This window comes from Ancrocorticia populi, from assembly GCF_003123745.1.
GTDB lineage: Bacteria > Actinomycetota > Actinomycetes > Actinomycetales > Actinomycetaceae > Ancrocorticia > Ancrocorticia populi.
This window is the reverse complement of sequence record NZ_QETB01000003.1, coordinates 297,236-323,080: the sequence shown is the minus strand read 5'-3', so window position 1 is coordinate 323,080 and position 25,845 is coordinate 297,236. Positions and strand designations below refer to the sequence as shown.

General features: G+C 57.7%; 19 protein-coding genes. 11 read left to right on the top strand and 8 right to left on the bottom strand.

Annotated elements, in window-relative coordinates; translation table 11 throughout:
• Positions 1 to 17: 17 nt before the first annotated feature.
• Positions 18 to 2,432 carry an FAD-dependent oxidoreductase gene (locus DD236_RS06905; RefSeq protein ID WP_109093645.1) on the top strand — a complete coding sequence of 805 codons (2,415 nt, stop codon included), beginning with the start codon at positions 18 to 20 and terminating at the stop codon, positions 2,430 to 2,432.
• 102 nt (positions 2,433 to 2,534) lie between these two features.
• On the opposite strand, the gene DD236_RS06900 is transcribed toward DD236_RS06905, so the two are convergent.
• The 5 genes from DD236_RS06900 to DD236_RS06880 all read right to left on the bottom strand — a co-directional run bounded on the left by DD236_RS06900 (position 2,535) and on the right by DD236_RS06880 (position 9,543).
• Entirely contained in the window at positions 2,535 to 3,686 is a 1,152-nt protein-coding gene (locus DD236_RS06900) for a glycoside hydrolase 5 family protein (protein ID WP_165819853.1), read from the bottom strand.
• A gap of 5 nt (positions 3,687 to 3,691) precedes the next feature.
• A complete protein-coding gene (locus DD236_RS06895) occupies positions 3,692 to 4,615 on the bottom strand; it encodes a carbohydrate ABC transporter permease (protein ID WP_207785726.1) in 924 nt (307 codons plus the stop codon).
• Entirely contained in the window at positions 4,615 to 5,556 is a 942-nt protein-coding gene (locus DD236_RS06890) for a carbohydrate ABC transporter permease (RefSeq protein WP_109093643.1), read from the bottom strand. Before DD236_RS06890 ends, DD236_RS06895 begins: the two co-directional genes overlap by 1 nt.
• A gap of 96 nt (positions 5,557 to 5,652) precedes the next feature.
• Complete coding sequence (locus DD236_RS06885) at positions 5,653 to 7,095, bottom strand: ABC transporter substrate-binding protein (RefSeq protein ID WP_109093642.1); 1,443 nt, start codon at positions 7,093 to 7,095, stop codon at positions 5,653 to 5,655.
• A 252-nt stretch (positions 7,096 to 7,347) separates the two neighbouring features.
• A complete protein-coding gene (locus tag DD236_RS06880) occupies positions 7,348 to 9,543 on the bottom strand; it encodes an alpha-galactosidase (RefSeq protein ID WP_207785725.1) in 2,196 nt (731 codons plus the stop codon).
• A gap of 233 nt (positions 9,544 to 9,776) precedes the next feature.
• On the opposite strand from DD236_RS06880, the gene DD236_RS06875 reads away from it, so the two are divergent.
• Both DD236_RS06875 and DD236_RS12365 read left to right on the top strand, forming a co-directional pair.
• Entirely contained in the window at positions 9,777 to 10,799 is a 1,023-nt protein-coding gene (locus DD236_RS06875; RefSeq protein ID WP_109093640.1) for a LacI family DNA-binding transcriptional regulator, read from the top strand.
• A 15-nt stretch (positions 10,800 to 10,814) separates the two neighbouring features.
• Positions 10,815 to 10,937, top strand: a complete 123-nt coding sequence (locus DD236_RS12365; RefSeq protein WP_273487826.1) for a hypothetical protein — start codon at positions 10,815 to 10,817, stop codon at positions 10,935 to 10,937.
• Between the two features lie 15 nt (positions 10,938 to 10,952).
• Here the strand turns inward: DD236_RS12365 and DD236_RS06870 are convergent, their stop codons facing one another.
• Both DD236_RS06870 and DD236_RS06865 read right to left on the bottom strand, forming a co-directional pair.
• On the bottom strand, positions 10,953 to 12,257 hold the full coding sequence (locus DD236_RS06870) for an amidohydrolase (RefSeq protein WP_109093639.1): 1,305 nt from the start codon (positions 12,255 to 12,257) through the stop codon (positions 10,953 to 10,955).
• A gap of 69 nt (positions 12,258 to 12,326) precedes the next feature.
• A complete protein-coding gene (locus DD236_RS06865) occupies positions 12,327 to 13,514 on the bottom strand; it encodes a CapA family protein (RefSeq protein WP_165819852.1) in 1,188 nt (395 codons plus the stop codon).
• Between the two features lie 596 nt (positions 13,515 to 14,110).
• Here DD236_RS06865 and DD236_RS12480 point away from each other — a divergent pair.
• Entirely contained in the window at positions 14,111 to 14,920 is an 810-nt protein-coding gene (locus DD236_RS12480; RefSeq protein WP_109093638.1) for a type IV toxin-antitoxin system AbiEi family antitoxin domain-containing protein, read from the top strand.
• A 311-nt stretch (positions 14,921 to 15,231) separates the two neighbouring features.
• On the opposite strand, the gene DD236_RS06855 is transcribed toward DD236_RS12480, so the two are convergent.
• Entirely contained in the window at positions 15,232 to 16,554 is a 1,323-nt protein-coding gene (locus DD236_RS06855; protein WP_109093637.1) for a C1 family peptidase, read from the bottom strand.
• Between the two features lie 400 nt (positions 16,555 to 16,954).
• On the opposite strand from DD236_RS06855, the gene DD236_RS06850 reads away from it, so the two are divergent.
• The 7 genes from DD236_RS06850 to DD236_RS06825 all read left to right on the top strand — a co-directional run bounded on the left by DD236_RS06850 (position 16,955) and on the right by DD236_RS06825 (position 25,806).
• A complete protein-coding gene (locus DD236_RS06850) occupies positions 16,955 to 17,245 on the top strand; it encodes a hypothetical protein (RefSeq protein WP_133246073.1) in 291 nt (96 codons plus the stop codon).
• Positions 17,246 to 17,314: 69 nt separating this feature from the next.
• A complete protein-coding gene (locus DD236_RS06845; protein WP_109093635.1) occupies positions 17,315 to 19,837 on the top strand; it encodes a YhgE/Pip domain-containing protein in 2,523 nt (840 codons plus the stop codon).
• Positions 19,834 to 22,020 (top strand): YhgE/Pip domain-containing protein, encoded by a 2,187-nt coding sequence (locus DD236_RS06840; protein WP_109093634.1) that lies wholly within the window; start codon positions 19,834 to 19,836, stop codon positions 22,018 to 22,020. The genes DD236_RS06845 and DD236_RS06840 overlap by 4 nt, the downstream gene beginning before the upstream one ends.
• A 346-nt stretch (positions 22,021 to 22,366) precedes the next feature.
• Complete coding sequence (locus tag DD236_RS12360) at positions 22,367 to 22,495, top strand: hypothetical protein (RefSeq protein ID WP_279322748.1); 129 nt, start codon at positions 22,367 to 22,369, stop codon at positions 22,493 to 22,495.
• 51 nt (positions 22,496 to 22,546) lie between these two features.
• On the top strand, positions 22,547 to 22,978 hold the full coding sequence (locus DD236_RS06835; RefSeq protein WP_165819851.1) for a GNAT family N-acetyltransferase: 432 nt from the start codon (positions 22,547 to 22,549) through the stop codon (positions 22,976 to 22,978).
• A gap of 477 nt (positions 22,979 to 23,455) precedes the next feature.
• Complete coding sequence (locus DD236_RS06830) at positions 23,456 to 24,754, top strand: aminotransferase class III-fold pyridoxal phosphate-dependent enzyme (RefSeq protein WP_109093632.1); 1,299 nt, start codon at positions 23,456 to 23,458, stop codon at positions 24,752 to 24,754.
• A complete protein-coding gene (locus DD236_RS06825) occupies positions 24,751 to 25,806 on the top strand; it encodes an alcohol dehydrogenase catalytic domain-containing protein (protein WP_109093631.1) in 1,056 nt (351 codons plus the stop codon). Before DD236_RS06830 ends, DD236_RS06825 begins: the two co-directional genes overlap by 4 nt.
• Positions 25,807 to 25,845 lie beyond the last annotated feature (39 nt).

Genomic DNA, 25,845 nt, shown 5'->3' with positions numbered 1-25,845 from the left:
GGCTTTGGAGGGCATCGATGACCGATTCGGATACTGCAACATCTCGGGAACTACTCACCGCCGATATTGTCGTGTGTGGTGGTGGGTTAGCAGGATTGTGTGCGGCCGTCGCAGCTGCACGCCACGGAGCTGAAGTGATTCTGGTTGGCGACCGTCCTGTACTTGGCGGATGTTCCTCCTCAGAGATCCGTGTATCTCCGCAAGGTGCCGCTCACTTTCACGGGTACGCGCGCGAAACTGGCATCATTTCAGAACTCATCATCGCAGACCGCATGACCAACCACGCTGCCACTGGAGGAACAGGCTGGACGAACTCCGTGTGGGACATGATCCTCTATGATCTGGTCCAGCGAAACCCCGGAATCACACTTCTGCTCAATACCTCAATTGACGGGGTAGAGATGGCTGACAACTCGCGTATCGGCGCAGTCCTCGCACGTACGGCAGGGGCAGAGCGGCGGTGGCGGCTGGCCGGTAACCTGTACGTCGATTCCACGGGCGATGGCGTGGTAGCTGCAATGGCGGGAAACGCGTGGCGGATGGGATGCGAGGGCCGGGCCGAATTTGGTGAGCCGCACGCACCACTTGAACCATCTGACGGTGTTCAGGGGACCTCCATCCAGATTATGACGAAGAACGTTGGTTACCCGATCGGCTTTACGGCCCCAGATTGGGCAGAGTATTACGACGACGAAAAATTCTTTCAAGAAGGCGGCCGTATTCCGGATTCGACGCGATCGGGCTGGTGGTGGCTGGAACTCGGAACACCGTGGGACACGATTCGCGATAACGAGGTGATTCGTCACGAACTGACACGCCACGCTCTAGGGGTATGGGACTGGATCAAGAACCGTTCCACCGAGTATCAGGACCGCTTCGCAAACTTCGCATTGGACTGGATTGGGCAAGTTCCTGGCAAGCGCGAGAGCAGACGTATTGAGGGGCAACATCGCATTACAGAGCACGATCTCCTAAGGGAGCGGCTCACTGGAGAAGGCAGCTTTCCTGACGAGGTTGCATACGGCGGCTGGAATATCGATCTCCATACTCCGGGAGGGTTATTAGCTTCCAGTTCAGAGGCCACGGCCGCCGAAGGCTACCGGCTAGGTGGCTCAGCCTCCATTACAACCGCCGTTCCTCCATTCGGAATTCCTCTACGTGCGCTCATCGCGCGCGATGTAGACAATCTATTCCTCGCTGGACGCGATATATCCACCACTCATGTGGCACTAGGGGCCGTTCGGGTGCAAGGAACCACATCGCTTATGGGTCAGGCTGTCGGAACCGCGGCCGCGATGCTGCTGAGCGATGAAGCTCCGCCCATCCAGAATGATGGCTACCGGATCCCATCCGATCTGAGCTCCACGTTCGTCCCCAGCCTCCAGCAGACGCTGCTGCGCGATGGGGTGTTTCTCCCTCATGTGGTCAATTCTGATCCAGGCGATCTTGCCCTGAGCGCAGCCAGCGTGGAGGCCTCCTCATGCGAAACCAATCAGGGCATGGGGCCCGACGCGACGTCGTTCGACGTGGAATATATCGGACCAGAGGAATTTGCCAGTGGGGCCGATGATGATGAGCTAACGTTCGGACGCTCGCAATGGATCGCCGTGGAGACTGGGGAGGGTGCGCCTGGGATTGATGCACTTGGTCTTTACCTCAGCAATGCTTCCTCCACGCCCATCGAGCTTCAGGTGTGTCTGGAACCCGTGGATGGTATCTGGGATTATGAGGTGCGTCCGGAGCGGGCTCTCCGTCGGGCCGTGCTCTTGGTCCCGCCGGGTGGCCCGCATTGGGTGAACTGGGAGATCGATGTTGCTGGAGCTGAGCTCACGTCAGGCTACGTGCGGCTGAATGTGCAGGCTTGCCCAGAGGTCTCGTGGCTGCGAGCTAACGGTGTGCTTCCAGGATGCTTGGCGGGAGTAGCCGTGGCCCCAGAGCGTCTCCAGCGATTCAGGCACGGGGTTTCACTCTGCCATCGCGTTTCGCCTGCGCAGAGAGTGTGGGAAGCGGAGCAGATAGTATCCGGGGTCGCGCGGCCAGTAGAGTCCACCAACCAGTGGCGGTCTAGGTCGGAGCAGGATGTTGACGGCCAGTGGGTGAGTGTGAGTTGGAACGATCCTGTTCTGGTTGGGCAGGTTGATTTGCAGTGGTGCGGGCACCTTTTGCGTGACTATGACCAGCTGCCCATGCGGCGAGCCGATCCGGAAACCGTTCGAGATTACGTTGTGCAGGTGTGGTCTTGTGAGCAGGATGAGTGGCTCGATGTGGTTGTTGTAAACGGCAATGTCCAGACCCATCGTGTGCACAATCTCGAAGTGCCAGTACGCACCAGCAGCGTACGGATCCTCATACATGCAACCAATGGCGCGGACTATGCGAGTCTCTATGGTCTTCGCGTTTACTCGGAACCCACGGTGTGCTCGGCGCACTAATGCGGCGCGGTCTCAAAGCCGGACAAAGCGAGTCTCTAGGGTGGCGCAAGCGCGCTTATAAGGATCTATGCTGACAGTTAAGTTGCCGAAACGAGCGTGAATTTAAGTTGCCGGGACCAGCTTGATCTCAGGGTCCTCGCCGCGAGCAACCATGGCGAAATACTCATCGGCGAAGTCCAAATCAGGCACAACGTTGGAGGGGAGGTGGAGCGCTGGCCGGCTACTTTCGCTCGGCCTGGCCACCGCCTCTCTACCCGTATTCCGGCTGATCGCTTCCTTCACGGCTTGGCCGGCTGGTTTGAGACGGTTCTCCGTGTCGAATAGACCCAACCCGTATTCCAAGCTGGCGAAGCCTGACAACGAGCGGTCGATATCATGAGAGCACCACCAAGTGATTCCCCATGGATCGGCTTTGGCGGCATTGTCCACGATCTGCCCAGCGATCGAAGGCAGCTCGTCTGGCGCTACCCATTCCTCGGATAACCCGACCTCCTGAATCCACACCGGCCGGTCAGGGACGTCCCCGAAGGCTCGCGCCAGCTCCGTGAGATACCGCGCGAGGTGGAGCGTGCCCACGCCGCCGGAACCATATCGTTCAAGCGCACCCGTGAAGAATACCCACGAGTGAACAACGCTCGCCTGTCCGATCTGCCCCAAAATGGGCCTGCTAAAGCAGGAATCGTCGCTCAGCCAAGGGGAGTGGTCAACGCCCACCACGTGAAATTTCTCCGGGTCGAGGGTCTCGCAGTGTTGAAGGAGATCGGTGGCCCAGGCATCGCCCTGCTCGCGAGTCACTGAATTGCCAGCGAACATGGACATGCAATTTGGTTCGTTGCCAATATCGACCCCCATAAATCCTGGGAGGTCTGCAGTCGCATCGATGACTGCGGTCAGTAGATCCCGCTCAGCAGTTATCGCCTGAGGATCCGTGAAGACGCTTGCCCCGTCCACTTGCCAGAACGGCCGGAAGTAGATTCCTGACATCCATCCATTTAGTACACACACGGACACTTCCAACCCGAGATCGCCCGCGATAGTTACCAGCTCGCGCAGATGCGCCAACGCAGTAGGGCTTACACGATGGCGGTTTGGCTGAAATATCGGCCAGATGCAGTGAACGCGGACGTGATCAACGCCCAATGACGCGATAGCGGTGAGATCGGCGCGGATTGACTGCGCGGACCAATCGGTCCACGAATACAGCCATCCCTGTGAGGGTATGTAGTTCACACCCATGTGCATCTTGTTCGCCATATTTGTCATTCCTTAATCGCGCCCTGAGCTCCGGCTGAACTGAGGAACTGCTTGTGGAAGACGAAGAAGATCAGGACCGGAATCAGCAGTGCCATGAACAGGGCAGCCATGTAGGTTGGAAGGGCCGTGGTGCCCTCTAATTGTGGCAGTGCCACGGAAAGCGGCTGCATAGAGGAATCTCGCAGCGTCAGCATCGGCCACAGGAATTCCTTATAGGCGCTCACAAGAGATAGTAGCGAAACCACTCCAAGAATCGGCTTCTGCATGGGTAAGACAATTGAGAGGAGAATCTTGAGGTTTGATGCACCGTCCAGCCGGGCGGCATCGTACAGATCGCGTGGAATGGTCTTAAAGGAATTGGTTACGAGCAACACGCTAAACGAGCTAACCCCAAGAGGGAACCATACGGACCAGAAAGTGTTGATGAGATTCACGTGCAGAATTGGGACGTCAACAATCATCGAGTACAACGCCACCATGGAGACCACCGAAGGGATCAGCATCGTCACCATGACCAGAACCTCGAGCACTATCGCGTACCGTGGCCGCAGAATTGCAAGCAGATATCCCGCCGTGGTTGCCACAACAATGGCAACCACCCATGAACCTAAACATACCCACAGAGTATTGAGGAGATAGGTGCCGAAGTTTACCCTCGAGAACGCGTCCCCAAAGAACTCCCATGTGAAGCCCGATGGCCACAGACCAAACGGTTCTCGGATAGTGTCTTGCGCGGTCGATGTTCCGGCCTTGAACATGAAGAGGATCGGACCAATGCTCACGATGATGAGAGCTATAAAGAGGAAGGTTCCGATGCCTCCGGACGTTAGCCGGATTCCAAACTTCTGCCTATCATGCGCGGACAAAATCCCGCGGTCATTTGAATCTGCATCTTCGCTTTTCTTGCGGCGCCGCTGCATAGTCACCATTACGTACTCCACTTCCTCGTTACCCACTGATACACGAGCGACAACACTCCCAGAACCAAGGCCAGCATCACGCTGAGCGCCGTTGCCTTTCCATAGTTCCCGTCCGCAAATGCGTAGCGGTAGATCAGCAGCATGACCGTGAGTGATTCATTGCGTGGGCCGCCACTGGTCATGATGTATGGCTCGGTAAATAGCTGCCCCAGATTAATGATCTGAAGGAGCAGCATCAGGAGCATAATCTGCCGCATTTGTGGCAGCGTCACGTGCCAGATGCGCTGGCGGATACCCGCGCCATCGATCTCTGCCGTTTCGTAAAGTTCTGTTCGCACGCTCATGAGCGCGGCGATGTAGACGATAACCGTGGTTCCGGCGCCAGCCCACGTCATCTCCACCACGATCGCGGGGATCACCAGATCTACGTTGTTTAGCCAGCCCGATGGTTCCATCCCGAACCATCCGAGGATTGTATTGAATAGGCCCGAAGCCTCCGGCTTATAGAGTTGTTTCCACAGAAGAACGGCGACGACGGGAGGGACAATGGCAGGAAGGTAGGCAAGAATCGAGGCTACGGTCCTGCCTCTGGTGAGCTCGCCGATAACAACTGCCAGAATCAAGGGGAGTGGAAAGCCGATAAGTATGGACCAGAACGTGAACTCGATCGTGTTCTGAACGGCCTGACCCAGCAAGGGATCATTGAGAACTTTCCCGAAGTTCTCCATCCCAACATATTGTGGGTCCATCACGAAGTTCGTTTTTTGAACGCTCATGATGACGGACTTGACGATGGGATACCACGAGAATAGGCCGAACACGAAGATGATGGGGAGGGCGAATCCGAGCTTGCTCAGCCCGCCCATTTTCACCCACCGAATCGGCGAGGGACGGCGCCTTTTCGGTAACGGCGCAACGCTCTTAGGTTCCGCAACAGCGGGTGCGCTCATCGGTCAACCTCCGGTCCTCTTCATTGTCTTTCCAATTCAATAGATCAAGGGGTGCCCGGTGACTTAAAAGCGTTGGGGCACCCCTTGAACTCTCAATCATTCAGATGCTGCTTCGTCAATCGCGGCTTGGGCCTGATCGTTTGCATCCGCAATGAGAGCGTCAATGTCCGCTCCCTCGTCAGTTAGGACCGTCTGGATAATAGTGTCCTCGATTGCGTAGATCTGCTGAGCGGCCAAGCGAGGCTCTTGGATTAGAGGAAGCTCATCTGGGTCACCAGGAGTCACTGAAGCGATATATGCATCGAAATGATCACGGGGGACGTTGATGTCGTCGTCGATCCAAGTAAGCCACTGATCAACCAGCTCGTTACTCACAAGCGGAACCGCTGGATTTCCTACCAAGGAGCCGTCAGCGGCCTGAGCCTCGGCCGAAGTAACGGCGTACTCTTCATCCGTGTACTGCTGGAACTTGTAGAAGCTCAGGTACTTGACTGCCGCTGCGATCTCCTCTGGCGATGCCTTGGGGTTGATCATCCCGTGAGTTCCACCAGCCAAGGTGCCAATGCCGTCACTATCCTGTGGCAACGGAGCTAGGCCGATCTCATCCACGTCCATGCCGAGGTTGGTGACGATGTTGTTGAACTGGTTTCCGGGAGCAATGTACATCCCTGCCTGACCAGCACCGAAGAGCTGGTTCGCGTCATCAAAGGCAACCAAGAAGTTCGACCCGGCCGAGTTATCTTCCCACCTCACGTCATGGTAGAACTGCAGCGCCTCCTTGACGGCGGGATCGTCCAGCGTGGCCGTGGTTCCATCCTCAGAGACGGTCTCGCCACCAAATCCGTTGACGATTGGTGTGAATACCCATCCGCCCGTGTTGTCTGACGTCATGAAGATAAAGCCTTGAGCGTCCGTCCCATCATTGATCTTCGTTGCGGCTTCGCGAACTTCGTCCCATGTCTGCGGCGGGGCATCTGGATCCAACCCAACCTCTTCAAACAAGGAGCGGTTGTAATACAGGCCCATCGTGTAGGCATCCATTGGGACACCGTACTGGCGATCGTCCGGGCCAGTTGCTAGCTCTACGAGGCTCTCGTTCGATTCTCCGAGTGCCTCGTCTAGCGCAACGTAATCGGTAACGTCGGCTGCTTGCTCGCGTTGAATCATCGGCTGCATCTCAGTGAAAGGCAGGTTCATCACCGTAGGCACCGTGTCGGAAGCTAGCATCGTTGGGAAGGTGTCTGCCGCCCACGTGACTTCCTCAGGCTCGACGGTTATGTACGGATACTTATCCTCGAAATCCTCGATCAGCGCGAGCCGCGCTTCCCGGATCTCTGGCTTCGATGTTGGCGGCAGATCAGAGACCGATATGGTTACCGGCGCCTCGGATTCCCAAGCCTCTTGGGCGATGGCCGCGCTATCTCCGTTGTCTGAACCATCTGTTGCATCAGAATCGCCACCTCCGCAGGCGGCAAGTGTCAGGCACACAGTAGAAGCAACTGCCGCTACCGCCCCCAAACGTGACTTCTTATTTCTCATGATCAGAACTCCCTTGTTGTGTTTTCCCCATGCGCCTGCGCCTGGGCTGAACTATGCGATCTCGATTCACCATTGATTGTGAAGTACAGTTCCCACCTTGGATGCACTTGGTTAGATGCCTCTGGCGAGTATTCGTTTGTTAAACCAGTAGACTGCTTCCCGATCATCTCAGCACCTCGGATTCTACTGGTGTAGAACTTGCACTGTCAATGTTCATGCGGCCATAGATATGGGCCGATGCTGCATTGCAAATCATCTTGAAACCTCTTGGACCGATATCACCAAAGACTGCTCCGGCATTAGCTTCGGAGTGTGCACGCCAATATCCAGAGCGGCGCCATCCATGACTATTCCTTCGGCCCATGGAGGGAGGAAAAGACCGTTCGGCCCGCCGCCAATGAGCAGTGTTTCGACCTTGTAGGAACGGCCCGGCTCCAGACCGGGGAGACTGATCATTCCACGTGGTGACATAGGCGAACGGAACATACTGGTGAGTGCGAATAGTGCGCGATCGCGTCCTGGAGAAACAACGCCGTTGAGCCACAGGCTTCCGTCGGCTACGTCCCGGCGGACCACATCACCGGCCAACAGAAAACCACGGTTGTCCCGGTAGAACGCCACCCAATCTGCCAAGGATTCCAAGTCCTCATCGCTTACGGACAGCAGATCCAGCTCGAAGCCAAGATGGCCCCACAGGGCAGTTGCCGCCCTAAATGAAAGATCGGAAACTCTTCCGGTTGTGTGAGAGTGCTCCGAGGCAATGTGGGTACCCATGAGTTCTGGAGCCAGAAGTTGCGAGCTCCACCGTTGGATGTGTTGGCGTTCTAGAGGATCGATGCAATCAGATAGCCAGAACCGTTGGGCGTGCTGAACCATCTCGAGATCAACGCGGCCCCCGCCAGAGGAGCATGACTCGATCTCTAGCCCTGGGTGGTCCGCGCGCAACCGGTCCATCAACCGATAACACGCCAGCGTCTGCTCATGGACGGCGGCCCGGCCTGCGCTGCCGTTGCCAGCATCTACGAGGTCACGGTTGTGGTCCCACTTGAGGTATTCGATCTGGTACTCCGTTATTAACGCATCCATTCGCGAACGTACATACTCCCAGACCTCGGGGAGCGTCAGATTGAGGACTTGTTGGTAGCGCTGTTCAATCGGCAGCGAATCAGAACGTGCACGGAGAATCCATTCAGGGTGGTTGCGGGCCAACTCAGAATCCGTGCTCACCATCTCCGGTTCGATCCATAGCCCAAATTGCATGCCGCGGTCCCGAACGTAATTGACCAACGGATGAAGGCCATCCGGCCAGATATCGGGATCTACTTCCCAATCGCCTAAGCTCGATCGTTCATCACGGCGGCCTCGGAACCAGCCATCGTCGAGGATGAACCGTTCGATCCCGATCTTTGAGGCTCGGTTTGCCAAGCGTTTTAGGACGTCGAGATCATGATTGAAGTACACGGCCTCCCACACGTTAAGTGAGACCGGGCGATCAATCCCCGGGTGAGACGTCAAGGTCCGCTCCCACCGGTGGATAGCCCGGGCAGCATTGTCCAGACCGTCTGCTGTTTGTGCGTAGATCCACGGGCTGTCGTAGGCTTCGTGAGGTGCAAGGACCATCTCGCCTGGAAGCAGCAGTTCGCCGCCACCGATAACTTGGACGCCTGATGGTAAGCGTTCGATCCATGATCTGTGATTGCCCGAATGTGCTACGTGCAAGCCCCAAACCTGGCCACGTTCGAATGAGAAACCGCGCGAGCCACAAAACATCATCATGGGCGAATCGAAACCGGCGCGGCCATGACGGCCTTCCCGCAGGTGGCAGCCCAGCTTAACTTGCGAGCGTTGGGGGTAGCGCTCGTTTCCCCAACGTCCCGAAAAGTCCAAGATCTCATCTGCCTCTAGCGGCAGCGGAAGCGTGATTGAAAGTTCCTCTAGCGTGTAATGGCGCGCGGGGTCGATGTTGGTACAGGAGGCCCGGAACCGCGCTAGTCCCTGTGGCAAGAGCTCCAAAGTGAGGTCAACGGCCAGCTGCGTTTCCTCGTCATCAAGATGACAGATGATCTGTGCCGGCCCGCCCGATATTACTGATATGGGGCTGTCCTGGGTCTCTGGTTTTGGCTCGACAGTGTCGGCTTTGATACCTGTATCAGAGGTCAACTCCACAGAGCGAATTCGGAGGCGAGGAGCCCAACCCGAGCCGTCCGGGCGGTGCCCGACAAGTCCTGGGCGGCCCATCCATCCATCGGACGCAAGGTTTATCAGAGAGGGCCGGACAGACGAATCTAGTGGATCCTTTTCAAACGGAGCTAGCCGTGCCTGGCACAGTGCGTATAACGCCGAAGGGGATAGCTCGCCAACGTCCTTGCCCCAATAGGCGACTGCCGGCGTCCCATGATTAGGGAGTTCAACGATCAAGGAAACACCAGCTGCACGGAGGTGTGCCACCTCGAAAGTATTCTGCGTAATCACAGCGGCCCAACCGCCCTTCTAGTCATCGCGAATTTGCATCCGCCAAACCTTCATTGGTTGCTTAACACTTTGGGAGTCTACTGGTGTAGACTTATGAACGCAATTGCTGAGCGCTCTGAGAATCAGCACGGCTCACGTACCATTGCATTGGTGTTATCTGCGCGCGGCAATCATGGCGAGAACCGCATCGCTCCAACTTCGGAGGTGTCATGGCAAACCAACAAGGTCGCGCTACAACGCGCGCCGACGTTGCGAGGCTCGCTGGTGTCTCTACCGCGGTGGTTAGCTATGTGGTCAATGATGGGCCCCGCGGGGTTTCTGACGCCACACGGGACAAAGTACTCCGCGCCATCCAGCAGCTAAATTACCGTCCTAATGCCAGCGCCCGGGCGCTGAAGACTGGCAGCACCAAGTCTCTTGGGGTTGTGGTTAGTGACATTACTAATCCCCACTATGCGGAGTTCGTAGAGGCCATCGATGCGGCCGCGAACGAAGATGGTCTTTCACTCATGCTCGGAATCAGCCACGGCGATTCTGAGGGCGAAGAGGCCTTAATTCAGAATCTGATCAAGCGAGGAGTTGATGGGCTGCTCCTCATCAATTGTCGGTTAACAGACGATAGGCTCCGGTCTCTGGGTGCTACCGACAAACCGTGTGTGCTCTTGGATCGATCGTTGTCCGGATCCATGTTGTCTACTGTTAATGCCGATCTCCGAGCTGGCGCACGCATGGCGGTGGAGCATTTGGCCGATCACGGGCATCGAGCGATCGCGTATATCAGCGGCCCCCTATCGGGCATGCAGACTGACCATCGAGCCGATGCCTACGAAGCAGTGCTAAGAGAGCGCGGGCTGCCGCAATTTGAACGAAAAACTGCCGCGTGGACGCGGGATGGCGGCTACGAGGCCGCAAATGATCTCCTCTCTCTGCCAGAGCCTCCCACGGCGATCTTTGCCGCATCAGACCTCATGGCGATCGGAGTGCTCAACGCCGCTCAGGAACGCGGCGTTCGCGTTCCTGATGATCTCGCAATTGTTGGCCTCGATGGAACCGCCGAATCAAAATACGTGTCCCCAGCACTTACCACTGTGCGGCAGCCTCTGCAGCTTATGGCGAAGACGGCCGTTGATCTCCTCGCAAGTGCTGAGGGCCAGCCTCACCAAACGATATTCCCCGTGGAACTGGTAGTAAGAGGATCCTGCGGGGCCCACGATGGGGCCACTACGGCGTGAGACTGACGTATGAACGTGACACTGACGCAGACGCAACAGGCACTGCTAGTGGCCGGCGATAAGCGACTAACCCCGGTACCCCGGCAGATCTCTGGGTATGGCGAGCGGTTCCCGGCAGAGTCTGAGCCGCTCATGTAGTTGCTGCCGGAGACGTCAGCGCCCGATAGATTCTAGGAACGCCGGAGCTTCGAACACTATCTGCGCCTCTGCTTCTACCCCCATGCGGAGAGCTTCTTCAGATACGTCGAAGCTCTCCGTATGGTGGCCGCCTTGCGTGTCCATACCAAGGGATACGTAGGTGGCGAGCCCGCCCCGTTCCTTGACCCGATTCATCATGGCGGTGGCGTCCTCGGAACCGGTTGTGCCGCCTGAATCAGTCACCTGATTGACCCCGTGCAGCGCAGCAAATTCTTCGTGGACAAAGGGGAGCAGCTCTGGGCTGGGCGGTGCGGTTTCCGCACGGCCCGTGAGCCTGATGTCGTACTGGACATCGAACATCTCAGCGGCCCCTGAAACAACCTGCTTGGCCCGGTTAAACATGTAATCGTTGATCTCACTGTTTTCCCCGCGGCATTCGGCCTGAAGGAACGCCGAGCGTGGAACAACGTTGCGGCCCTCGCCAGACGTGAGCGTCCCGACATTCATCCGGGATGCACCGCTAGAATGGCGCGCAATCGCGAACATGTTTGTTGTTGCAGCGCAGGCGGCCAACATGGCGTTCTTTCCACTCTGGGGGTCGCCACCAGCGTGCGCCCCCACGCCTGTGAAGGTTACATCAAACTTGGTGCTGGCCAGATAGCGGTCCGAGCCAACGCAAATATTGCCGAGCCCGAGCCGCGAGTGCAGATGAGTGGCTACAAAAATATCAACATCATCCATCCAACCGGCGGCAACCATCGAGTGTGCCCCGCGCACACCCTCCTCGGCTGGCTGGAAGAAGATCTTGATGGTGCCGGTCAGTTCATCTATGTGCTCGGCCAGTACCGTTGCGAGGCCTAGGCCCATTGCCGCATGCCCGTCGTGACCACACCCATGCATGGCTCCTTGGTTGACCGACGCGAAGCCTTCGGCGGTAGGACGGTGTTCTGGAGACGTCGATTCGTTGAGATCATTACTGTCAATATCGAAGCGGAACCCGAGAACCGGCCCCGGCCTACCTGTCTTCAAGATCGCGACAGCGCCCGTGAAGCCATCGCCCATTGCCTCAACCAACTCCCGATTGGCGCCGTGCTGTACGGCACGCTCGCGTGCTGCCACCAGAGTTTCGGAATCAGGGACGCCCATACGAGTTTCGGCATCGTGGACGTCAGGGCCGTATACAGCCTCCCAACCGAGACCCTGCAGCACTTCGACGATCTTCGCGGTAGTGCGGAACTCCGTCCATCCGGGCTCAGCGTACTTATGAAAGTCGCGGCGCCATTCAATGAGTTGCCGTTCTAAATCGTTGCTGATTTTCACCGTGTGCTCCTTTTGTTGGGTGAGTGGTTAGGGGACAAGTTCGTCGTCGTTAAACAAAACTGGAAACCACTAACGGATGTCAACAAGTCCGACGCCGTCCCGGATCCGAATCTTGGTGCCGAATTCTCCGCTTAAATCGGCGAGATACTCTAGCGTCTCGGTGCCGGCTGCGGGTGTGGGCGTGCCGCGTCTGCTTCGTGGTTTGTCCATGGAAAGGTCGATGGGGTAAAGCTCGATTTGGGTGGCGGCGCCATCCGTGAACCTGATGCCCGCCATGACGGATGTCCAGATATGCGGTTCCGTGGGGCAACCGCGCGTGCCGTTTTGGCTGCGGCTGTCCATGTAGGAGCCGATGCCGGTATCGGTTGGCATGGCGTGCTTCTCGAATGCGTCGGCGGGTTGAGTGGTGACCGTTTCCGTTTGGAATATGAAGTTGCCCAGGCTGTAGAAGATGGGTTTGCCGTTGTAGATCTCAATTCCGCGGAGCTCATGCGGGCCGTGGCCGATGATCGCGTCCGCCCCGCAGTCAATGGCTTCGTGGGCGAACTCCCTGAGGAATTCTGCGGGTTTGGCCGGGTCGCCGTCCAGCGCCTCGTGCGCGTGGATGCTGACGATTGCGTAGTCGGCCTGGCGGGTGGCTTCATCTATCGCGGCGCGGATCCGCTGCATGTCTCCGGGGTGGACCGTAGTGGAAAGGTAGTCCTCTTCAGAAGCGACGAACTGCAGTCCTCCGAAATTGAGGGAACCTTCGGGCAGTGGAGGCTCGTAGCCAAGATCGATGAGCCGCTGTTGCCAGGCGTTGAGGTTCGTCGCGCTCGCGATACCTTCAAGGTGCTCGAAGTTCTCTCGGGTGACGTGATAGGTGGTGTTGAACCGGAGCGGGTTCAGACCAGGGCGGCCCTGCATCGTGGGGCTTTGATTGCCAGCGATGCCCGTGGGGAAACCCGTGGAGCACGCGCCGATCAGGGCCACGCGCGCATCCTTTGTCTCGAGGTAAGCGGGGCGGCAGGCTGCCGCCAAGTTGCGGCCGGCGCCAGCCGAAATGCAGCCTCGCTTATTGAGGTTAGCGATCGTGGCGAGTAGTCCGCCATGGCCGTAATCCACCGCGTGATTATTGGCCGTATTGAAGAGGTTGAAGCCGTAGCGCAGGAGATCGTCCAGCACAGGCGGCTCGGTCATCGCCCACGTTCCGCCCGATTGCGCATCCGGATAGCCCTCCTCGTCGTGCACCGTGATTTCCAAATTGGTGAATCGCACTTGGAAGTCTTAGATGATCCGGTGCAGAGCGCCGAATCCCTCGTAACCATCTTCCGGGAGTCGGCGGGTGATGAATGAATCGCCTGTGAAGATCATCGTGGTTTCGGTTGGCACTGGGCTCTCCTTTGCTGTCGGATTGGGCTGGGATCTTGAGTGACGTTTCGTTGCTCTGGTTGGTCTGGGGGGCCGAGGCGGGCCGATCGCTACGTTGGGCGCCACGTCGGCCAATGGGGTCGGCCACGGAGCGGCTGAACATTACCGGCGAGGCAGCGGCCCTTCACGTGGAAACACCGGAGCTCCACTACTAGTCAATCGGACTCAACCGATAGTTGCCACCGCTTTTGTGTATGCGTGGGGTTCCAACAGAATTCAGTTGAGGTTATCTAGGTTTGGGTCCACGGTGAGAATGCTGCTCTGAGTAAGGATTGGCGGCTAAAAGGGGTTTTCCGACGAGTTGTTTGCAAAGCTTCGTAGCTCAGAGCGTTGGCTTCCCTACAACGGGACCTATGCCTTCTCCTACGAAATTATGCAGCCATTGTTATCCACACCTGTGAGTAGCGTCAGCACCCGCCGCTGAGAACCCCAATAATGCAAACATGGATGTGCCCGAAATACTCTCATACCAAGGCCTGCGCGCTAGGGGCCTTACGCGTCATGACATTGTGAAACTTGTTGATCAGGGTATTTTGCTGAGGCTGCATCAGGGAATCTACACGACCACCACCTATGCCTCGGATGCAACCATTGCCATCCAAAACGGTGCACGGTTGGGATGCCTGTCCGGCTGCAGGATCCACGGACTGTGGGTGCCAAGAGGCCCCGATACGCATATTGTGTATGGAACTGGCAAGAAGCCGCGCCAGAGGCCTCGCACCCAGATCCACAGGTACGGCGTACCTTTGCCGGTGGCAGCAGTATGGCCTCTTCGGCAATGCATCGAACAGGTCTTACTGAACCACGACCACGAGACAGCTCTGATCATTCTTGAATCTGCGATAAATAGGCGATTGCTTCGCCATTCGGAAGCCATAGAAATGTTGACAAACATGCCGAGAAAAGTGCAGAGGATTGCGCCCTACGTGAATGGGCGAGCGATGTCTGGAAGTGAAACTCGTCTACGGTACTTCTTTGAACGGCGTGGGATCAGAGTCGCTGCACAAGTTCTGATTCCCGACGTGGGATGGGTTGATACGGTGGTGGGTGATTCGCTCATCGTTGAGTGCGACAGCGACGCCTACCACTCGTCCCGAGAGTCTTATGCGAACGATAGGAGGCGCGATCTGGCAGCACGTGATCAGGGGTATGAGCCCCTACGACTGAGCTATCAACAAATCTGGCATGAGTGGGAGGCAACGCAACTCAGCCTTTTGAGAATGATTCGTGCAGGAAAGCACCGAAAGCCTTAGCCCGCAAGGATAACTGTTGATGTGGGGACCCGCGCCGGTTCGCATGGCGTACGCCAGGATTCTGCCGTCCGGGAGCAGATTTCGTGGTCCAAAATCTCGATCTTGTGGTCGGGACCGGCACAGCGCGTACATGATTTCGTGTCAGAGAGCGTTGCCGTGCTTATATCCGAGGCTCGGCCTCCACCTACGAGATTATGCAGGCGGTTAGGCAGTTCTGACCAAATGGGGGCTTCCGACTCAACTAGGCGAGCCTGTCCAACCCAATTACATGAGCACTTACTCCCGCCCAATTAAGGCGTGCCTTTTCAGCATTAGCCGAGCATGTCCCATTCCGGAAGGACGATTGGCTTCTCCGCAGCAGCAGCGCGTTGCGCCTCCGTGGCGTGCTCGGGGGAGATAGCCACGTGGAATACGTACTCATCGAACCAGGAATCGTCCATGGTGAAGAACCCCTTGTTGCCCACGGAGTCGCCCCATGAGTTTTCCACTCGCCAGCGCCTTGGCTGCCCGTCCACTAGGTCCACGCCCACGAGTGTCATGGCATGGCTCGGCGAAGTCTCGCGCAACCGCAAACGATCTGCCTTAGAGATATCCAGACCAACTCCGTAGAGCGCGTCATAGTCATGCAGCTTGGCGTCCCAGATGCCCGCATTCTTATCGAATTGTTTCTTCACATCGCACGTGAACCACACCGGCTCGCCCGCCCGAATTGCCGCAACAGCGGCGGCCTTGAGATCTTCGATCGGTGCTGAAACGTGGGAGTACGGGGTGCCGCCAATCATGTACGGCGTGTTATCGCTGGCATAGTTTCGGCCGACGGGATTCTCTTCGCGCGGGTCGTGCCCAAGAACCACATAGTCGGCGATTTCCTCGGTAACGTATCGCTCCGCGAACTCGCGCGGGGTCAGCGAACCCTCAGAGTGGAAGTTCTTCTCTTTGTCTCGGTACTGCCACACGAAACTCTCCGGCGGCGTCCCGAGGTGAATGGCGAGCACGCGCCACACGTCTTGCATCGCTTTTGTTCGGATTGCGTCCATTTCTTCTGAGGCAGCCTGAGCAGCCCCGGCTTCCCGAATCCGCCCCACGGCCCGCCGTAGTGACGTGGAAATTGCTCGGTTGAGCTGCAGGGTGTTACCCGAGGATTCGGTGTCCGGCATCGCCCATTCGGGCACTACGCTGTACTTGCGGACAAGGTCCGTGAACTGGTGCCACATCCCACCATCGGGTGCGGTGCTCTCCAGAATCCGCCGAACCGCTTCGTCATCAGCCCCAACCCCAGCAGTCTCGATCGCGCGTACTAGCACGTGATTAGCCTTTTCGAGCTTGTCGTAAAAGGCCACGTAGTTCTCCGAAAACTCGAAGTCCTCCACCCCAAGCTCTGCAATGATCCGCGCCCGCATCACGTTGAGCCCCGCGAACGCCCAGCACCGGCCGGACTTCTTCTGATCGGTAGCTTTCCAAGCGTCCAAGCGCTCGGACGTGGATTCGTCGATGCGGTTCACCGTCTCCCGGTCCAGACTCACCTCGTCGGCGCCTTGCGCGCTCACTGCATTCTGAACGATGCGCGCAAACGAATCGTGGCGGAATGCCTCTGCCTGCTCGGTACTAAAGTCTGGATCTAGTGAATTCAACATAAATTCTCCTGAAAGTCCCGACGGCCCCGGCGCGGAGCCGCCCTCGCCACTGTGCCACTTTGCGGGCGCTTACGTCTATTTATCCACGACGTGGCGCCGCCAATTAACGTCAATTGCCTACGAATAATCCAGCTACGTGAATCTTCCAATTAAACGAGCAAGTAGTATATGCTCGGTTCATGAGAGTTGGTATTGCAGATAGCGCCCTGAAACATGGGGTGTCGTATTCAGCTGTGGTCGAGGTCTGCCGGAGTGGTGAATACCTCGGTATCGACTCATCAAACTTGATGTGGTGGTGTGGAAGCGGAAGTGATGGTGAACAATACGAGGTTGCCGGATTCGAGACGGATGATGGAGCGATCATATTGATTCACGCAATGCCAATGAGATGGAGGAAACGATGACTAAGGAGTTCGAGCGTTTCAATCCCGAAGAGGAGCACTTGACGCGTGATGGCGAGAGAATCGATCAAGACTTGATCGACACTCTCAGCGCTATTGCTGAAGAATCTGGACCTCCGAGCGGTCTGATTCCAGGAGGCAAGTCCCTTTCTGGTCAAGGCAAACACTCGCCAAGAATTCAGGTGGTATTGAGTGAGCAGGTTGCAGAGGAAGTGCGGGAGAGAGCTGAGGCTGAAGATATGAGCGTATCGAGATGGGTCCGTCGGCTTGTCGAGAACGAGGTTCGGTGATGGTGACTAGCGAAACGCCGCAAGAACTGTAAGCCGACGATCGCCGCCAGTAAACTGTGCTAAGTGAGAATGAGTTGGCATATTCTGAAGCGCGACGTCAAGCGCATCCTCAGAGTACCCAAAGCATGGATCATCGTGCTGGGCATCATGATTATTCCGGCGCTCTATGCGTGGTTTAACATCCGCGCATTTTGGGATCCTTATGGCAATACGGGCAACATTCGCGTGGCAGTAGCGAACGTTGACCAAGGAGCCACCTCGGACCTGACGGGCGACATTGACGTCGGCTCTCAGGTAATCTCCCAGCTCAAAGAGAACGAACAGCTCGGCTGGCAGTTCATGGACGAAAACCAGGCTCAACAGGCGGTCGAAAGTGGGGACGTGTACGCCGCAATCGTCATCCCCCAAGATTTCAGTGAAAACTTGCTAAGCGTGGCCACGGGGGATTTCACGCAGCCCAATCTCCAGTATTACGTCAATGAGAAGGCCAGCGCCGTAGCCCCGAAGATGACGGACACCGGCGCTAGCCAGCTCGACCAGCAGATCACGAGCGCGTTCAAGAACCAGCTCGCCACCGCGGTCACGGACCAGCTGAAGGATGCGGGCGAATCGATCGAGCTCCAGCTACTCGATTCGAAGGATTCGGCGCTCAACGCCCTCGGCATGGCGAATCAGGACCTTGAGAACGTCCAAGATGATCTGGGCTCCTTAGAGTCTGGGATCACAGACGCTCAAACTTCGCTGGCTGGCACTCAGGACACACTCGCGGACGTCAACGCGCTCCTGACAGACGTCCAGACCGCCCTTTCCCAAGCCGAAACCCTAATGGCTGAGGCCCAAGCCCAGATCATTGATTTCGCGGATGAGGCAACCGCCGCCTACACGGACGGCATCAACCAGCTCGCGGACGCCTCCTCCAAGGCGAATACGGCCATCACCGAAGTCACGCAGGGCTTGGAGACCGCCGGTGTCCGCGTGGACGGTGCAATCGACGATATCTCCGCTGTGATTGACGCCAATGCTCAGGCCATCGAAACCCTTCAAGGCCTACTGAACCAAGCGGACCTAGACCCCGCCCTCAGCGATCAGCTCCAAAGCGCCATCGACACCCTCACCACGCGCAACGAATCCGATCAGCAGCTCCTGTCTCAGCTCCAAGACCTGAAGAACAGCACGTCGGACACCGTTAATTCTGTGCAGTCCCTGAGCGATTCGCTGGATGAAGCCCTTGCGGCCTCCCAAGCCGCGTCCGGGGATCTCCAGACCACCCTCACGAACCAAGTGCCGCAGCTTAACGCCGCGATGTCGGAGCTTTCGGCATCGGCCGGGTCCTTGAGCGGCGCTCTCGATGCCAACAAGGACACGTTGGCCCAAGCCAGCGAGCTCCTCGCGGACCTAGACGCCCAGCTCGGCACCACCCTTGAAGCCCTCGGCTCGCTGGACACAAACCTCACCGCCACACAGGATTCGATATCGGCCGCCCAAACCGACATCACGGCCCTGGCTGCGGCGGACCAGTGGGGCGAGCTCTCCACCATTACGGGCCTAGATTCGGACCAGATCGCCTCCTTTATCTCTTCACCGATCGAGGTGGAGGAGCAGGTGGTCTACCCGGTCAACTCTTACGGCAGCGGCATGGCCGCCCTGTTCACCAACCTGTCCCTGTGGGTTGGCGCGTTCATGCTCATGGTGATGTTCAAGCTTGAGGTGGATACGGAGGACGCGAAGGGCGTGACGGTCCGTCAGGCCTACATGGCCAGATTCTCGCTCCTCTCGGTCATCATCATTGCTCAGGCGCTCATCGTCTCGATCGGCGATCTGATCCTCGGCGTCCAAACGGTCAACCCGCTGGCCTTCGTGGGTACGAGTGTGCTCATCGGCCTGGTGTATCTCTCCGTCATATACGCGCTCTCGGTGGCCTTCGGGCACGTCGGCCGCGGCCTCTGCGTTGTCCTTGTCAGCATGCAAATCCCCGGCGCCTCCGGCCTGTACCCAATCGAGGTGATGCCGGGCTTCTTCCGCGCCATCTACCCGCTGCTGCCGTTCTCCTACGGCATCGATGCCCTGCGCGAAACGATTGGCGGCTTCTACGGCAGCAACTACTGGCATTACCTCGGCATGCTCGCCGTTTTCGTTGTTCTCTCCTTCCTCCTAGGCCTAGTGCTGCGCCGCCGCCTCACAAACTTCCACGTGCTGGTGAACCGCGAGATCACGAAAACCGGCCTCTTCGCCGCCGAGAATGTGGAAGTGACGGGCGGTGGCCTCAGCCTCCCGGACGTGATCGCGGCCCTCACGAGGCGCCGTGGCCGTCACGCTGGCAGGGATGTTCGCAGCGTCAGGTTCGCCCGCCGCTATCCGATCATCCTGCGCGCCATCGTTGGAACGGGACTGGTGGGCGTGATCGCGTTCGCCGTCGTCGCCGCTCACGTCACCGGCGCCAAAGCCCTAGTACTTGGCCTGTTCACCTTGTGGTGCCTCCTGATTATCGGAGCCTTGATCGCGTTGGAGTACGTGAAGGCGAGCTTCGACGTCGTCGATATTAATAACCGCGACGAAACCCAGCCCGCAGCAGCGGAGGTGACCACAAAGTGAGGAACATTCTGGGGCTGATCGTGGGCGACGTCCGGCGTGCGTCGCAAAGCGTGATGGCGTGGACCGTGGTGTTCGGGCTGGTGATCATTCCGTCGCTATTCGCATGGTTCAATGTGCTGGCAAGCTGGGATCCATTCGGGAGCACTGGGAATCTCAAGGTGGCCGTGGCCAACTCGGACGCGGGCTATCAGAGCGACGTGGTGCCGATCCCGATCAATGTGGGGGATCAGGTGCTGTCCGAACTGCGGGCGAACGATGATCTGGACTGGATCATCACCTCGGAGGAGGACGCCCTAGACGGCACGCGATCTGGCGAATACTACGCCGCGATTGTGTTGCCGGAATCCTTCAGCGAGGACATGTTGACGTTCTACGCCGAGGGTGCCGAGCGGACGCACATCGATTACTACACGAACGATAAGAAGAACTCGGTGGCGCCCATCATCACCGGGCAAGGGGCGGATGCCGTGTCCGCCCAGATCAACGAGGTATTCACGAAGACGTTGGGGGATGTGGCTCTCGGGCTGGTCTCTTCACTGTCCGATTTCCTCAGTGACGGGGATACGGAGGCGGTCCTGACCAATCTGGAGAGCCGGCTCGGGGACATCTCCACGCAGTTGCTTAACAACGCCCAGACCGCTGATATGTTCACCGCTCTGATCGATTCCTCCATTCCGCTCATCGATAGTTCGGCCGGGATTATTGAATCGGCCGGGGCATCCTTCGATGATGCCAAGGGCGCAGTGGGCACGGGGGTGGACGCGGTTGGCGATCTTCAGTCGAATCTAGGCAGTGCCACGGGTGCGCTTGAGGAGGCGCTGGGGGCAACCGCGGATAGCTTCGACGCCCTTGGTGGGCAGATTGACGATATATTCGCGAACCTCGATTCGGTGAGTGAGGACGGCGGTGCAGGACTCGGCACCGTAGCCGATCAGGTCCAGCAGCAGATCGATAACTACACGAACCTGCGCGACTCGCTGGAATCGGACGTTGGGCCACTGGTGCCGGATGTTTTGCAGGGGCAGTTCGATGCGGTGATCGCCAAGGTGGACGATGCGATCGCCCGCCAGCAGAGCCTTCATGACAAGATAGTTGCCGCCCAAGACGACATTGCGAATGGCAATGGTTCGGTTCAGGAAACCCATCAGGGGCTGAAGGATTCCGTCGCTGAAACGAAGGCTTCCATCGAGGATGCAAAGGCGGCGTATTCGACCGGGCTAAAGCCGAAACTGGACGATCTATCAGGGCAGCTCAGCGCGATCGGATCGGATGCGAAGGCGATCGAACAGGATCTCTCGGGGATTTCCGGGACGTTGTCCGGGGCCGGAGACTCGATCAAGGGCGCTCTGGAGGAGGCCCAGCAGGTAACGGCCAAGCTGTCCGACACGCTGACAGATATGGCTGGGAAGTTCGAGGACGTCCAGAAGGCGGCGGCCGACGCTGCCGAATCGGGGGATCTCAGCACGTTGACTGAGGCGATCGGGTCCAATCCAGACGTACTGGCAACCTCGCTCGCCGAGCCGGTTGGGGTGGATCGCACCCCGGTGTTCCCGGTGGCGAGCTTCGGAGCGGGAATGACCCCGCTCTACCTGGTTCTGTCCCTCTGGGTGGGTGCGCTGCTCATGGCGGTGGCCATACGTGCGGATGTTGGCAGCGAAGTGGTGCCCGAGCGCGGCCGGCTCACCAACACCCAGAAGTATGTTGGCCGGTACGGCATCTTCGCTTTGATCGGGCTGGCGCAGAGCACCCTAGTGACGCTGGGCCTCATCTTCTTCATCGAAGTTGAGCCGGTGCACCCGTTCCTGCTCATGTTGACGGGTTGGGTGGCTTCGCTGGTGTTCAGCCTGATGATTTACACGTTCACTGTCGCGTTTGGGAACTTGGGCAAGGCGATCGGCGTGATCTTGTTGGTGATACAGATCGCCGGGGCCGGGGGATCCTATCCGCTTGAGCTCCTGCCCAATTGGTTCCAGAACATCAGTCCGTTCCTGCCTGCCACCCACGCGATTGATGCGGCGCGAGCCGCGATGGCCGGAACCTACGGTGGGGACTACTGGCAGAGTATCCTGCTTCTTCTGGCATTCGTGTTGCCGGTGTTGCTGCTCGGGCTCGTGCTACGCCGCCCGCTCATCAGCTTCAACCGCAGCCTGCGCGAGGATCTGGAGTCCACGAAGCTCATGTAGGGTGAGGCCCATGGTGGCGTGCGAGATGTCCCCGGATCGTTGGCGGAACGTCGGAAATCGGCCCGGTACGCCCGAAAGGCTGGAACGGAAATGCGACAATAGTGTCAGGTCACGCGTTGCCGCAAACGTTCGGGCAGAGCTACCGCGAACGTCAGGTGGAGGGTACCCCGCTGCTGGCTCCCCGCGTTTTGCGGAGGTGCTGTGCTGTCCCTAGTTCCGGATCGTATTTCGCTCGGTGACGGAGTATGGGCACTGCCAATCTCGTCCATTTGGGATTGATAATGAGTCAAATTCTTCCGGTTACGAAGTCAATGCGGGTGTGGGAGCTGCGTTATAAGCTGGCCTCATGGAGCATGACGCCGATCTGCAAGAGCTGCGGGCTCTCATTATCGAGGGGTTGGAATCTCCCTTTGCTGAAGAAGATGCATACGAGTTCGTGAGGGATCTGCAGAACTGGGTCGGAGTAGATGACTAGCCCGCCCCAGAACTACGCACGTCCGACACCCAAATCACTAAACTTGTCCGGGTGAGTGAAACGCATGGAAGGACGGGCCTGAATTTCGAACGGGCCAAATTGGGGGAGGCCGCCGCGGTTCAGGCGGCCTACCGCGAGATCATCGACTACCTCGCCGCTACCGTTGATTACCCGCACTGGCACAGTGAGAACCACCCGGGATCGGATCTGGTGGCCGAGTGGGTTTCGACGGGGAACCTGTACGTTGCTCGCGGCGAGGCGAGTGGTGGCATCGCTGGTCTGGTGGCGCTGGATCATAACGCTCCCGGTGGTTATGCGGATGCAGCGTGGGGGATCGAGGCGGCTCGCGAGCAGGTGCTAATTGTGCACGGGTTGGGCGTCACGCCCAGGTTCCAGCATCGGGGCGTGGCCCGCTTCCTGATCGATCAGATCATCGGGGTGGCGCGGAAACGTGGCTGCCTTGTAGTCCGGCTGGACGTCTAGATAGAGAACCTCCCGGGCATCGAGCTCTACCGCAAGTGCGGCTTCAGGGACCTTGGGCTTCACGATCTCCACTACGACACCACGGATCTGAGCGCATTCCGGCTCTTCGAGTACGTGGTGGGGTAGTTTTTAACGACGACGGGCCATTCCGCCCATGCCCAAGATCTAAATCGTAGGGGTAGTCCTACCATGCTGAGTCGAATCCGCAGTAACCGTATGCCTTCAGCCCTGTTCATTCTTGAAACGTAATGAAATGGATACGGCCGTGAAATCGACAGGCTACCTGTGCAACTCGTTCTGAAAATACAGGGGAAACCAGACCTTAATCGTATCTCCACGATCCCGAAATAGGCGGGTAATCGCTCGGCAATCGAGACTCCATACCATCATCATAAGCGCTCATTCATCTAGGAATGTGGTTCAAATTGGCCTCTCCTAGTTCGTGACGTTCTGCTTCATCACATGAAATGGATGGTTATGACAACGTTTGTAGAAGATCGTCAGTTCCTTAGCCCAGTTCTCACTCAGGCAACCGCAGTTGTTGCTCAATCTGGCCAAGGATCATATCTCACAGATACCGAAGGCCGCCGATACATCGATTGGGTACAAGGCATCGCAGTAAATGCCCTTGGACATTGCTATCCCAGTGTTGTGGAGGCCGCGACAACACAGATTGCACAGATTATGACGGGATCTTTCAATCTTGTGGGGTACGAGCAAACCGGGGAGTTGGCTCGCCGTATCGCTGAGATAGCTCCCGGTGATTTGTCCACTACCTTTTTTACTAATTCGGGGGCCGAGGCAACCGATGCGGCCCTGAAGCTGGCACGGACGGCAACCGGCCGGCCTGGAATCATCGCTTTTAAAGGTTCGTTTCATGGCCGCACGATCGGCGCAACCAGCGTGACGGGTTCCGCAGCGAATTATCGTTCTTCCTACGAACCATTGATGGGATCAGTGTATTTCAGTACCTTCCCCGCTGAAGAACAATGCTCGCCAGGGCTGGATGCCAAGGGCCGCGCAGCGTTTGCGCTAGACCAGTTGGAACAGGTGCTCGAGTACCTTGTTGCGCCTGAGTCCGTTGCGGCCATCATCGTGGAGCCGGTGCAGGGTGAGGGCGGCTATGTGGTGCCAGATGCCTCTTTCCTTCAAGGACTTCGCAAGATCTGTACCCAGCACGGAATGCTTCTGATCTTTGACGAGGTCCAATCAGGGTATGGCCGGACAGGAAAGATGTTTGCCTCCGAACACTTTCAAGTTGCTCCGGACATTATGACGCTTGGTAAAGCACTTGCTGGCGGCTTGCCTATGAGCGCGGTAGTGAGTACTCGCAACATTATGGACAAGTGGATAAGCGGCACTCACGGTTCAACATTCGGAGGTAATCCGGTGTGCGCAGCAACTGGCCTTGCAGTGCTCGATGCCTTCGAAAAGGAAGACGTGCTGGCGCGGAGTGCATCACAGGGAGAATATATGCGTTCTCAGCTTGAAGAAATCTGCGCTGACTCTTCCATTGTGAGCCAAGTACGAGGCCTCGGAATGATGCTGGCGGTTAAGCTAACTCATCCAGATGGTCAGATAGGAGGGGACCTTGCCACGAGAATTCGTGCCCTGTGTTGCGAGCGGGGGCTGCTTCTCCTAGGTTGCGGGACCAACCATGATTGCGTTCGAATCATTGCTCCACTAGTTGTGGATCGCGAGACTGTAGATGAAGGCTTAGCAATTCTCAGGGACGTCATCACCGATGTTGAAGCTGAAATTGGGGCGTCCGTATGAGGGCCGCCGTATTCCACGGAATCGGTGACATTTCCATTGATACTGTTCCTGATCCTGTGATTGAACGATCCACTGATGCAATCATCTCAGTGGAGGCCGCCGGTGTGTGTGGTTCAGATCTATGGACCTACAGAGGGCAATCAGCAGTAGTTCCTGGTGCTCGAATAGGACACGAGTTTGTAGGTCGTGTAGTAGAAGCCGGTACGGATGTTTGCGATTTTGCCGTAGATGATTGGGTGATCGTTCCCTTTCGGTACTCATGTGGGGAATGCACGTATTGTGTGCGTGGCTTAACTTGCTCATGCATCAACGGTGGGTTTTGGAGCCGTGAGGTGAAGGCGGCGGGCCAAGGAGAATACGTTCGTGTTCCATTCGCCGATGCCACACTCATCAAGCCATACAGCGGCGGCGAACGCCCCGATGATTCCCTGATTCCAAGTCTTGTTGCCCTGACAGATGTCATGGTGACGGGCCTACACGGGGCTCGCAGTGCTCAAGTCTGCCCGGGAGATACGGTGACCGTGATTGGGGATGGCGCGGTCGCGATCTCTGCTGTCATGGCGGCGCAATGGATGGGCGCTGGACGCGTGATCGTTTTAGGAAGTACCCATCCGGTCCGCCGCGATCTTGTAGCCAACCTTGGCGTTGAGGCTGTTCTGAACGTCCGAGGAGACGAAGCTGTTGAGCAGGTTCGGGACCTTACTGATGGTCTGGGCTCGGATGCCACGGTTGAGTGTGTGGGAAGCGAGCAGTCCTTCTTGACTGCCTTGAGTGTTGCCGCGGCCGGAACAACGGTGGGCTATGTAGGACTTCCGCACGGAGTCGCGATTGACCCGGCAACGATGTTCGCCAAGAATCTCGGGATCGCCGGAGGCGTGTGCCCCGCCCGTGCACTCATTCCGGGACTGCTGTCCGAAGTTCTTGCTGGCAATCTCAACCCTGGCGCTGTGTTCACGTCGCGCTACCCCCTAGACGCCGTACCAACGGCCTATTCCGATCTCGATCAGCGCAAATGCGTCAAGCCTCTAATTGACGTAGCAAGGAAAGGATAATCCGCGGTATTAAGCCGCATTTTGCATCACCAAGCCTCG